This window comes from Acidobacteriota bacterium (assembly GCA_029861955.1).
Taxonomy (GTDB): Bacteria; Acidobacteriota; Polarisedimenticolia; order Polarisedimenticolales; family Polarisedimenticolaceae; genus JAOTYK01.
Genome location: JAOTYK010000020.1, coordinates 16,293 through 27,469, shown reverse-complemented (window position 1 = coordinate 27,469; position 11,177 = coordinate 16,293). Strand labels below are relative to the sequence as shown.

The 11,177-nt window shown below is 60.5% G+C and carries 10 protein-coding genes and 2 pseudogenes; 2 read left to right on the top strand and 10 right to left on the bottom strand.

Going from position 1 to position 11,177, the window contains the following annotated elements; genetic code table 11:
• Positions 1-55: 55 nt before the first annotated feature.
• Positions 56-577: an outer membrane beta-barrel protein gene (locus OES25_11200; protein ID MDH3628204.1), complete on the top strand. Its 522-nt coding sequence runs from the start codon at positions 56-58 to the stop codon at positions 575-577.
• A 56-nt stretch (positions 578-633) separates the two neighbouring features.
• On the opposite strand, the gene OES25_11195 is transcribed toward OES25_11200, so the two are convergent.
• Positions 634-1,182, bottom strand: coding sequence for a hypothetical protein (locus OES25_11195; GenBank protein ID MDH3628203.1), 549 nt, complete (start codon positions 1,180-1,182; stop codon positions 634-636).
• Positions 1,183-1,341: 159 nt separating this feature from the next.
• On the opposite strand from OES25_11195, the gene OES25_11190 reads away from it, so the two are divergent.
• The gene (locus tag OES25_11190) at positions 1,342-2,499 is read left to right on the top strand and encodes a hypothetical protein (protein ID MDH3628202.1); all 1,158 of its coding nucleotides are present in this window, start codon (positions 1,342-1,344) and stop codon (positions 2,497-2,499) included.
• Positions 2,500-2,556: 57 nt separating this feature from the next.
• Here OES25_11190 and OES25_11185 read toward each other — a convergent pair whose 3' ends face one another.
• The 9 genes and pseudogenes from OES25_11185 to OES25_11145 all read right to left on the bottom strand — a co-directional run bounded on the left by OES25_11185 (position 2,557) and on the right by OES25_11145 (position 11,098).
• A complete protein-coding gene (locus OES25_11185) occupies positions 2,557-4,716 on the bottom strand; it encodes a redoxin domain-containing protein (protein MDH3628201.1) in 2,160 nt (719 codons plus the stop codon).
• A 31-nt stretch (positions 4,717-4,747) separates the two neighbouring features.
• Positions 4,748-5,221, bottom strand: a complete 474-nt coding sequence (locus tag OES25_11180; GenBank protein ID MDH3628200.1) for a TlpA family protein disulfide reductase — start codon at positions 5,219-5,221, stop codon at positions 4,748-4,750.
• Positions 5,221-7,086 (bottom strand): FG-GAP-like repeat-containing protein, encoded by a 1,866-nt coding sequence (locus tag OES25_11175; protein ID MDH3628199.1) that lies wholly within the window; start codon positions 7,084-7,086, stop codon positions 5,221-5,223. The genes OES25_11180 and OES25_11175 overlap by 1 nt, the downstream gene beginning before the upstream one ends.
• A 51-nt stretch (positions 7,087-7,137) precedes the next feature.
• Positions 7,138-8,376 (bottom strand): CsgG/HfaB family protein, encoded by a 1,239-nt coding sequence (locus OES25_11170; GenBank protein MDH3628198.1) that lies wholly within the window; start codon positions 8,374-8,376, stop codon positions 7,138-7,140.
• Entirely contained in the window at positions 8,373-8,558 is a 186-nt protein-coding gene (locus tag OES25_11165; GenBank protein ID MDH3628197.1) for a hypothetical protein, read from the bottom strand. Before OES25_11165 ends, OES25_11170 begins: the two co-directional genes overlap by 4 nt.
• Before the next feature lie 150 nt (positions 8,559-8,708).
• Positions 8,709-9,179 (bottom strand): OmpA family protein, encoded by a 471-nt coding sequence (locus OES25_11160; protein ID MDH3628196.1) that lies wholly within the window; start codon positions 9,177-9,179, stop codon positions 8,709-8,711.
• Positions 9,159-9,359, bottom strand: a pseudogene (locus tag OES25_11155) (thrombospondin type 3 repeat-containing protein). Before OES25_11155 ends, OES25_11160 begins: the two are co-directional and overlap by 21 nt.
• A 105-nt stretch (positions 9,360-9,464) precedes the next feature.
• A pseudogene (locus tag OES25_11150) lies at positions 9,465-9,662 on the bottom strand (thrombospondin type 3 repeat-containing protein).
• A 623-nt stretch (positions 9,663-10,285) separates the two neighbouring features.
• Complete coding sequence (locus OES25_11145; protein ID MDH3628195.1) at positions 10,286-11,098, bottom strand: hypothetical protein; 813 nt, start codon at positions 11,096-11,098, stop codon at positions 10,286-10,288.
• Between the last annotated feature and the right edge of the window lie 79 nt (positions 11,099-11,177).

Here is an 11,177-nt window from a genome sequence, read left to right as displayed (position 1 = left end):
GCAACGGATTCTAATTAACTCGAGGGCAAGAGACACTCTTGTTGGAGGTACTGTGATGAAGAAGCTTGTCATGTTGGCGGCCTGCTTGTTGCTGCTGACGTCGGCCGCCTCGGCCGAAGCATATATAGGTGCAAGTCTGGGTCAGTCTGATGCGACGTCGGCCGGTGCCTCGGCTGAAGAGTCGAGCTGGAAACTTGTCGGCGGCTACGCCTTCATGAAGTTTCTCGCGGTCGAGGGAAGTTATCGAGACCTCGGCAGTATCAATGAGACCGTCGGCGTAACGCAGATCGGCCTCGATGCGTCGTCGATGGACGTGTTCGGGGTTGCCCGCCTTCCGATGGGTATGCGGTTCTCGATGTTTGCGAAGGCCGGTTACGCATTCCTTGATCTTGACGCGACCCTCACGGACCCGTTGCTGGGGACGATCACCGCATCCACTAGCGAGACCGAGCTGGCCTACGGTGCGGGTGTCAGCTTCAAGGTCACGGACTCGGTCCATATCCGAGCAGAGTATGAGACGTTCGACACATTTGAAGACATGGACATGATGTCCGTAGGCGGTATCTTCAAGTTCTAGTTCGCTTGCAAAACTGAAGAGGGCCGGCTGGATGCTTCATCCGCCGGCCCTTTTCTTTATCTGCCGGTGGCCGTGAACGCCTGCTTCAGTTCAAGCGTCGTCCCGTCATTCAGATCGTGGACGGATACGCGCACCTCGTACCGGCCCAGTGGATCGTCGGGCTCGATGATCACTCCGACGTACTCCGCGGACAGTCGTAACGTTCCGCCTGGCGGTGCGGGCTTCCCCTTCCAGAGGTCTCGATCGCTGAAGCTCTCGTAGACGCTTCCATCGGGTCTGAGAATCGTGAAGTCGGCCGATGCGTTGCAAAGACCGCTGGCGTCTGCACGGCAACCCGTGAAGTAGACGAACGCGACGATGGGTTTTCCGCGACCGATGGAATCGACGCTTCTACCCGGTGCACTGGCTGTCTGTCCCGCCCATCCGCGAAGTACTTCTTCGGGTTGATCCGAAAGTGTCAACACGGCGGAGAGTGTGGGCTTCGCTCGCGGCTCGGACCATTGCGCGTCCGGCGCTGTCGTGCCTCGGCTCAGCGAGTTCCCCAGGGCAAGACTTCCGCAGAGCAAGCCGGCCATCAACATCCATGAGAGTCGGGAGGTATTCACGTTACCTGTTCGAATACGATCGGTTTTCGCGTCTCGCTACGAATTTCATAACTCGTGGATAGTTCCGAAGGATTATCGGACTCCTTCGCGTCTAACCGGGTACGAAACGAGCCTGGAACCCACCTGGCCAACGCCGTGTCAATAGCGAGAGGAGGAACCATGAATAAGCGCTTTCGAATTCTTGTTTTTCTGGTTGTATCGATGACCATCGTCCTGGTGTCAGCCACCGCCGCAGACCGCGCGACGACACTTTCCCTCGAGAATCGAGGGGGTTCGAGCGTGATGGAGCGAAGTTTTCACAGCAGTCATGCGTGCAACACGCATGCATACCTACTCAAGTGGGCTTGCGCCGCCGATCGACGGGATGACTATCTTGTCCACCGCGCCGATTGCATTTACGTGACGGATCCCGAAAATAAGGACGAGTGTCGCGCCGAGGCCCGGGAGGCCGCCGACGAGATGTCCGAGGAGTGCGCCGACGTGTTCGAGGCCCGACGCGACCTCTGCGATCTTCTGGGCCAGGAGCCCTTCCTACCGGACTTCGATCCGGCTGATTTTGTGGATCCCAACGACATCGGTGACAGCGTCGATCCCAACCCGTACTGGCCCCTCACCGAAGGTCATACCCATGTCATCCACGCCGAGGATGAGATCGTTGTGCTGACGACGACCGATGAGGTCATTGATGTTGGCGGGATCCCTTGCCGCGTTGTCAGAGACTTCGCATTCGAGGAAGGCGAGGACGACGAAGGCGTGATCGAGTACGAGGCTATCGAGGTTACTCAGGACTGGTATGCCCAGAACCTGGACGGAGACATCATCTACTGCGGCGAGAATACGTATGAGGTCGAAGACGGCCTGATTGACAACACGGACGGCTCCTTCGCCCACCTGACGGATCGTGCGCTGGCCGGTTACCTTCTTCGCGCCATGCCCATCGTCGGCGAGGGCGATCGACAGGAGATGGCATCGGACGAAGCCGAGGACTATGTCAAGTATCTGAGTCTTGCGGCGACGCCTTCAGAGGACGAAGGCGGAGATGTGGAAGCCTTCCCCTGCGGAGGCGCCTGCCTACAGACGTTTGAACTCAACCCCCGCGATCCTGGCGACTCCGAGAATAAGTACTACCTCCCCGGCACGGGATTCGTACTGGCAACAAAGTTTGAAGACGGTGAACCGACCGGCGAACGCGAAGAAGTCACCTGCATCGGGGACTCGATCGACGTTCTGAACGATCCAGACTGTGAGATCGCTGACCCGGAAGCTCTATTCGAAGCCCTCTGTGCCTGGGCTCCCGAAGCACTCTGCTTCGACTGAACGAACCCAAGGGTTGTGACTCTCGGGGCCGGTGCCGTCTAGATGACGGTGCCGGCCCTACTCTTTGGGCGGATCATCGATCCGCTCGATCTCGTCCAGCAGGAAATCGATATCCATGAACGGGCCACCCCCGATCCGGGACCAGCGAATCTTACCTTTCCGATCGATCAGGAATGTCGAGTGCAACTCGAGTTCCTCGAAGTCGTCGAAACTACCGAATCGCCGAGCGCTCTTGTAGTCCACGTCGGAGACCAGCGTGTACGAGATGTCACCGCTCTCCAGGAATCCCGCATTGTCGTCCGGGCTATCGCTCGACACGGCAAGGACCGCGACGTCCGAGAACTCGAAGTCGGGAAATCGTTTCTGAACTGCGACTAGTTGCTCGACGCAGTGAGGACACTGCTCACCCAGGTAGAAGATCAGCAGGACCGGTCGTCCGCGGAATTCCTCGAGGGTCACCTCATCGCCGTCTGGATCGAAGCCTTGTAGTGAAGGTGCGGGGTAGGGCTCCCAACGCTCGGGCCCCAGGTCATCCAGCACGACTGATTGGTAGCTCCTCTGCTTGCCGGCGGACTCGTCTATCGGTTTCGCCTTGAGACCAAGGGCCGCGGCGTCCTCCATCCATCGAAGCCCCGGCTCGGCATCGGACCAGACGTGCAACAGGCGACCGTAGAAACGCTTGGCCTCTTCCGTGTTGCCGAGAGCATGATGCGCGCGTGCCAGACCCGAGAGCGCGATCCCGTCATTCGTTACTTCTTCGAGGACCATTTCGAACGCCTCGATCGCCAGCAATGGACTCCCGAACTCGAGGTACTGTTCCCCCAGTACGCTGTAGAGCATCCGCGGGTAGGCCGGCGGATCATTGAACTCTTGCCGCTTCGTGAGCTCCAGCTGGGCCGCTTCGGTCAGCAAGGCCAGTCCGTCCACGGTCTCGCCGCGCTCGAGCAACAACAGCGACTCGATCTCGCGCCAGTGGATCTGGTAGAAGTCGGCGTCGAACGATTCCTTGACGTCTTCTTCCATCCCCTTCAACTCACGCAACATCTCGTCGGTTTTCAGCAGGTCGCCCTTGTAGAGCGTCGCCAGCGTATCCATGTACTGCTTCCACAGCTTGTCGCTGGGTCGCTCGCGCCACGGGATGCTGTCCTCCGTCAGGATCTCGTCCCAACGCTCGAACTGCACCAATGCGCGAATCAGCGTTCGGAGTCCTTGCCGGTACGTGTTGAAGTCGCCCTCGTCTGGGTTGTTGTGGGTCGGGTCGAGCGGTGCTTCCATCAGTTGTCGCCCACCGTCCATGGCGGCCGACGGCATACCAAGATGCTCCTGGATATAGCCCAGATAGTTTCGGTTGTGAGCGTAGTTCCACGCGTTGAACGGCAGCGTCAGCCGTTTTTGCATGTAGGCCTTCTCGACACGAGTCGCCGAGTCCATCCAGATCGCCGCCTCGTGCCACATGCCGATCCCACTGTAGATATGGCCGGGCATGTGGTTGGCGTGTCCCGACTCATGGGCCAGCTTTCCGAAGACCGCACACGAGTCGAGTGCCTTGGCGCCTTCCGGCCCGTCCCAGTTGTGGATGCGATAGTGGTGCGCACCGGGGTGGAGGGGGTTCTTCTCCAGGATCTGTTGGGCGAGAAGCTCGTTGTGGATGCGACTTGACGAACGGAGGCTGTGGTTCAACAAGATCGCTTGCGCTTCCTGATCGTCGGGGTACTTGATGATGATCTTCTCGAGACCCTCGATCAGTTTCTCATTGCGTTCGGGCCAGGGCATGTCCGGGTTGTAGGCTTCGGCCCAGGCCTCGATGTACATTCGTTCTCGCTCGTCCGCGCGATCGATCTGCTTGAGCGCTTCCTGAAGGAACTCCCACTGGCGATCCTGTGCAGCCCTGGCCAATCCCCAGTAGGCCATCGGATTTCCGGGATCCAGCTTCAAACACCAGCGGAACGCGCGCTCTGCCTCGAAGTACCAGTAGTTGTGAAGAAGCGTGTTGCCCTGATCGAACCACATCTGCACTTCGGGCACTCTGCTTGAGATCGGAAAATGCGAGACGCCGATGCCTTCCATCTTCCACGGTTTGCTGCGCGGGCCCTCGTCGAACGCCTCACCGTGTTGCGAGTGGCCGAGACGACTCAGGTCATCTTGTGCTGCTTCCTCGGTGGCCAGGGAACTCGCGAAGAGGACAGGTATGACGAGCACTAAGAAGACGATGCGCATGGGTCGATCTCCTGAAGAAGGAAGCCGAAGGTTAGTCGGCGGACAAGATCGTGTCCAGCGCCTGCTCTAACTCGCTGGGACGAACGTAGAAATCGGCCACGTTGCCCGCTCGATCGATAAGAACGTAGCGTGGCGTACTCTTGACGTCATACGCCGCGACGATGGGAGAGTCTATTCCGGAGCCGTCGCAGATCTGGGGCCAGTTGATTCCCTGTTGGGCGATGACTTTGCGGACAAGCCGCGGTTTCTCATCCAACGCGACCCCGATGATCTCCAGACCCGCGGCGCCATGCTTCTTGTGGAGACGCTTCAGCGTCGGAAGCTCTTCGATACAGGTGGCGCAATAGGTGGACCAGAACTGGAGTAGGACCACATTGCCATTGAGTTCGGCGAGATCCAGTTCGCCGTCGTGGAGGGTGGTGGCCCGTAGTTCCGGTGCCGGCTCCGCGCCGGTCACGGAAACGGCGACGACCCACACGGCAGTCATCAGGATGGCTCTAATCATCACGGAGCACACGTGTTGGAGAGATCGCGGTTCGTCATCCCGCACTCGCCGCTGATGGAACCACCGACGGCGCGGGGCAGACCCGCGCTGTCCTTTCCCCAGCCCCCCTCGGTGGTGCCCGCGTCGGTGGCCACCAGGAGAAACCAGATCCAACCCAGCGGATCCGTGGTGGGATCGGGGGACCCGGTCCAGACGTAGGGTGACGATGTGCCGATCGTGCACTGACTCCCATCGACCGTGTACGACGACAGGGTCGAACCTCCGCCGTAGAGGATCTGATAATCCCCGGCGTCGAGACAGATCGAACGATCCCAGGCGACCTCGACATTCGTTCCACTCGGATTGAGTCGGATCGCCGACAGCGGCGTACTACCGGAAGAGCCATCCGGAACCGAGGGCGGAGGGGCGAGCCCGCCGTTCTTCATCAGGATCACCTCATCGATACTCTCGTCGATAAGCGCCAGATCCAGATCGCCATCGTTGTCGAAGTCCAGCATCAACGAACATGACGACGCCTGGGTCGCGACGAACTCCTGAGCAAACGTGAAGTTGCCCAGTCCGTCATTGAGATTGAGTCTCCAGTTGCCGAGAAAGCTGGAAGTGATCCAGTCCAGATCCCCGTCCCCGTTCATGTCACCCAGGTCATCGGAGAGTCCGAATGGATCCGCGACGTAGGTTGTCGGCAACGAGAGACCACCGCTCCCGTCCCCGAACAGGATCGAACCGTTGGCGTCGAAGCTGTTGATCGTCGCGACGTCCTCGTGGCCGTCTCGATTCAGGTCGCCGAGGACCAACATCCAGACCCTACCACCGGCGGCAATCGATGTGCCCGCCGTGAACCCGCCGGCACCGTCAGCGGTATGAACAATGATCCGCTCGGAGTCTCGCCCCCCGACCACCAGATCCAGGATCCCGTCGTCGTTCATGTCGGCGGCGGCAATCGCCCAGGGTTGCGTGATGCCTGCGGCGAAGAACGTAGCCGTTCCGAACAGACCGCTTCCGTTGTTGAGAATGACGGAGAGTTCGTTGGTGGCCGAGTTGGTGTTGGCGATGTCGATGTCTCCATCACCGTCCACATCGAGTACCGCGATCCCCCGCGGCAAGGAACCAACCGTCACCAGTTGCTGCGGATTGAATCGTCCATTGCCGATACCCATGAGGACCGACACCGTACCGTCGCCGATATTGACGACGGCGGCATCCACGACACCGTCCCGATTGAAGTCGGTCGGCTCCGACGGGCTGGCCTGATTGCCGGCGGGAGATGTGGGCTGCAGGAAGGCGAAGAACTCACCGGTGCCGTCGGCCTTGTTCAGGAAGACACGGAGATCCGCGGTGATCTCGTTAACGATGGTGATGTCCAGGAAGCCATCGCCGTTCAAGTCCGAAGCGAAGCCACCGTAAGCCTGCGTGCCGGCGGCGGGAGTGGTGCGGGTCGTAAGACGATCCACCTCGGTGAAGCTCATCCCCACCGCTTGCGAGCGTGTCCAGAACTGGTACGAGTAACCGGGGTCTCGCAGGAACGTGTTGTCGGCGGCCTCGATGTCATCGGACAGGACGACCATGACGGTCTCCCCTGCGGAGAAGGGTTGAGCAGGTGTCAGCGTGACGGTCTGGTCGCCGTTCGAAAAGCTGTAACTACCGGTGGCCGTGCCACTCCAACGACCGAAGGCCCAGAAGCTGTTGGACGTGATGCTCGCAGGCTTCACCGGCCGGTCGAAGTGCACCACGATCGCGCTATCCACCGGAGCGGCCAGCACTCGGGCCGCGGGTTCAATCGTGGTGACCGCCAGTTGGCCGCCGGCACCCACGCCGCCAACCGTGACAGTGAGGAGAAAGACCTGGATGAATCCGGAGCGCTGCATTGTCCGCCATGATAAGGAATCCGGCCGCATGTAGAGCCTGGATTCTCCGTGTCACTTCTTCTTGCCGACTGCCTTCTTGATTCCGCCACGCAGATCCCAGTCCGGCCCGTATTCATAGGCCGCGGGTGCGCGGGTTGCGACGACCTTGTCGCCTGCCGCAAGCCGCGTCAGGTCGGTGCCGTCGATCGGGGTCGCGAATGAAAACCCGTCCTGGACGTCAGTGATGCGAAGCTCACCGATTACGACCTCGTCTCGAGAGAGAAGAACACCGGTCTCCGGGTGGAAGATCTCTTTACCAAGGGCAACCGCGCGAATCAGGTCGTTCGTCTCTACCTGCCCCTTGCCCATCGTCACCATCACCTTGCCGGGCGAGACGTCGGCGACGACGCCTTCCGGGACCTGCGCACCGATTCCCTTGACGATGTGATGCACGCCGACGTTGACGGCGGCGATCATCGCCTGGCCGATCGGTGTTGCCGAGTAGTTGCTCATGAAGCCGCCGAGGGCGCCGGACATTCCCCAGCCCCCGGCGCCGAAGCCGATGTTGCGTGCCTTCAATCGCACATCCACCTGCTTGCTGCCGAAGATCTGTGACGTTTCCATGTTGATGATCTGCACCGTAATGCCGACTCGGGATTCGGCGTTCTGCCAGTTGACACGCCCCGCAACCGCACCGGCCCTGCCGCCGATCATCCGCCCGATACCACCGAGGCCGCGCTTCTTGCTCTTGACTTCAGGTTCGTAGGCGTTGATCACAAGCTTGATGCCCATCTGTGCTCCGAGGACCTTACCCTTCTTCGCAGCACTGGGTGCGGCGACTCGACCGCCGTCCGCAAGATCCTGCTCGCCGAGGATTGCGCCCAGACTCTCGCGTTCGACGACGTCGAATCGACCGGTCTGCAAGAGGATGTCGGTCAGCATGGCATCCAACCCCTCGATCGGGACCTTGCCGTAGTCGGTGTTGACGTCGTAGGTCCAGTTGTATTGTTCGCCGTTGGGCCCCGTGCCACTGACCTTCGCGGAGTAGTCGCCGGAACCGGTCTTGTTCTCGGTCGTCAGGACTCGAACGCGCGAGCGCTTGCCGCCAAAGTCACTCCACTCCAACTGAACGAGATCGGTGGGTTGACTCTGTGCGATTGCGTCCAGACTTTCAGGGAGCGGAACCGTGCCGTTTTTCTCCGTCACGGCGTGAGCCAACATCTCGGCACGAACGGGAGTCGCGATCGCGACGACCATCAACAGAGCCGCAACGGCGGCCATTCCCTTGGTCATGATCTTCCTCATGTTCATCGGTCATCCTCCTCGTCCCAAGTGCCAAGAATCGTGGCCCATATCCTATCCCAAGTCGAGGTCGGCTCAGCATCGAGTCGCCACTTGAGCAGTTCGGCCAACACGCGGAACCGCTCGGCCCAGTCGCCCTTCACGCGCTCGACATCCTTCTTGGCTGCCAGGCCGCTATGCTGAACGGACACGTGACGTCCGATAGCCAGCGGTTGCGGGTGCCTCCCTGCGCCTCGCAGGGGCCCTCGCCAGGGAAAGGTCTAAGAGGTTAGGCGCGGATCAGAAAAGGCCCGCCGGGAGATCCCGACGGGCCTTCATCGTTACGCGTAAACGAATACGAACTAGTTCTGACGAGTCAGCTCAACCCGTCGGTTCGTCGCCTTACCGGCGCGGGTGCCGTTGTCGGCGATCGGGTTGCTCTCGCCGTAACCCTTGGCCGACAGGCTGGCTGCCGAGACACCGTGCTCGACCAGGTAGTCGAGTACGGCTCTCGCACGAGCCTCGGAGAGGGTCTGGTTGTAGCTATCGGCACCGCTGGAGTCGGTGTGTCCACCGACCTCGATACGAACCTCGGGCCACTCCTTCAGAGAGGAGACGACTCGATCCAGCACCGTCGTCGAGTTTGAAGTCAACACCGCCTTGTTGGTCTCGAAATTGACACCCTCAAGGACCAGGGACTTCTTTTCGTCTTCGAACAGCTTCGGACAGCCACGTTCGTCAACTTCCGCGCCGGCCGGCGTGTCGGGGCAGCGATCGATGCCGTCCCAGACGCCATCGCCGTCGCTGTCTTTCGGGCAACCCGTGGCGTCCACGGTCGCACCCTTCGGCGTATTCGGACACTTGTCGATCCCGTCCCAGACGCCGTCACCGTCGCTGTCTTTCGGGCAACCGGTGGCATCGACCGTCGAGCCCTTCCGCGTGTCGGGGCACTTGTCGATCCCGTCCCAGACACCGTCGCCGTCGCTATCTTTGGGGCAACCGACGTCGTTGACCGTCGCGCCCCTCGGCGTGTCGGGGCAATCGTCTTTACCGTCGGCGACACCGTCGCCGTCGCTATCCAGCGCACAACCACGCCCATCGACGGGCCAGCCTTTGGGCGTATCGGGACAGGCGTCGATGCCATCGAAGACGCCGTCACCGTCGCTATCCTTGGGGCAGCCTCTCTCGTCGACGGTGGCACCGCGGGGCGTTCCCGGGCAACGGTCACGACGATCGCTAACACCGTCGCCGTCGCTATCGGTCGGGCTCCCACCGGAACCCCATGAGTAGGCGAAGAGGAGATGCTCCTGATTCATTTTTCCGCTAAACGGCCCCAAATCATCATCGAAACTGCGATCGACGCGAAGCTCCCAACGGAAGTTGTTGGAATCTCCGACACGAACTCGCTGCCCGATACCAAAGGAGTACATGCCGTAATCGAAGCTCGAGTTCGTCGTGTCGTAGTCGATGTCGGTCAGGCCGCCACCGAACGAGAAGAAGAAACGACGATCGCTGTCCGGCTGCAGGAAGTACTCCATGCCGGTGCGTAGTGTGATCATGTCGCTGTCGCTGATCGGCGAGAGACCGCTGGTCGGGGTGTACAACCCGTCGATCGACCAGCCCCAGCGGTTGCTGAACAAGATTCCACCGCGAACACCGACGCCGAACTCCGCGTCGGTCGCCTTCGAGAAGTTCCCGGTGGCGTTGTCCGACGGGAATGAGAACCCACCCACGAACCCGATGTCACCGCCCTCGCCGTCGCCGGACATCGCGGGTGCACCGATGGAACCGAGACCGACGATAAGTACCGCCAACCCGATCGCCTGCAATCGATTGAATCTGTTCATTTGTAGTCCCTTCTTGCGTCTTGTCGGGACCCGGTCCTAAATCCGGGGTCTCGTCGACCCCGACTCTAACCCAAATTGTGGTGGATTGCTCGTCAGGGTTTGACGACGTAGCAACTCAAACCGGGGAACTGATTCGGCGTGGGATCGACCCAGTTAACGCCTGCGATCCCTGCCACCGGGGTCGAAAGCCGCACGGTCGCCGGGTTGTCAGTCTTGTGGATGGTGTAGCCACCAACCGTGCTCACGCCCCAGTCTAGTGTGACGTTACCGTCGACGCTGATGTTGCTTACACGGGCGCCCGCGAAGTTCCCGGGCGACGGGACTCCGGCAAAGAAATCGACGGACGAATCATTTGAGTCGTCGAGGGCCTGCAGGGTTGAATCACCGCCCAGGTCTCGAACGTACGCCATGCCGGACGGCACGCTGGCTGCGGGAGACCCCGCTTCCGAGCCGCCGACCGTTGTGACACCCGTGTAGGCTCCGAACGATACGCAGTCCGGAACCGATGCAGCCTTGCGAAAACAGACCAGCCCGTCGGTCGGAAGGGCCCCGGTCGCCGTGTGATCCGGAACGATTCCGAACACGGTGCGTGCGGTGTTCGTCGCAATCAGGATCGGTATCTGGTTCGTCGTATTGCTGGGAAGGTTTTGTGTCATCGTTCCGAGACTGACGAGTTGCGATCCAGAACTGTCGTAGACGGTGACCTCCACTCCGTTGAACTGAGATTGAAAGTCGGAGTAGGCCATGATCACGACGTACTGCGCATTCGGATGTTCGTTGGAGCCCGAGAACACTTCGACGACTCGGGCGAAGTGAAACGATGCGACAACGGGAGAAGCGTTGAGCAACAGCGCAAGTATTACGAAGACGAAGACGCGCGACGTGTACTGAGTAATCACGATCACCCCCCAACTCGTTTCGGCGTCCTTGGAGACGGGCGAACTTGTCGAGATGATACGGCGAATGCGGCAACTGCGGACGAAC

Coding starts and splice junctions, on each gene's coding strand:
- OES25_11170 (MDH3628198.1), bottom strand. CDS start 8,376: ATGAACATGAGGAAGATCATGACCAAGGGAATGGCCGCCGTTGCGGCT.
- OES25_11175 (MDH3628199.1), bottom strand. CDS start 7,086: ATGCAGCGCTCCGGATTCATCCAGGTCTTTCTCCTCACTGTCACGGTT.
- OES25_11185 (MDH3628201.1), bottom strand. CDS start 4,716: ATGCGCATCGTCTTCTTAGTGCTCGTCATACCTGTCCTCTTCGCGAGT.
- OES25_11200 (MDH3628204.1), top strand. CDS start 56: ATGAAGAAGCTTGTCATGTTGGCGGCCTGCTTGTTGCTGCTGACGTCG.
- OES25_11180 (MDH3628200.1), bottom strand. CDS start 5,221: ATGATTAGAGCCATCCTGATGACTGCCGTGTGGGTCGTCGCCGTTTCC.
- OES25_11190 (MDH3628202.1), top strand. CDS start 1,342: ATGAATAAGCGCTTTCGAATTCTTGTTTTTCTGGTTGTATCGATGACC.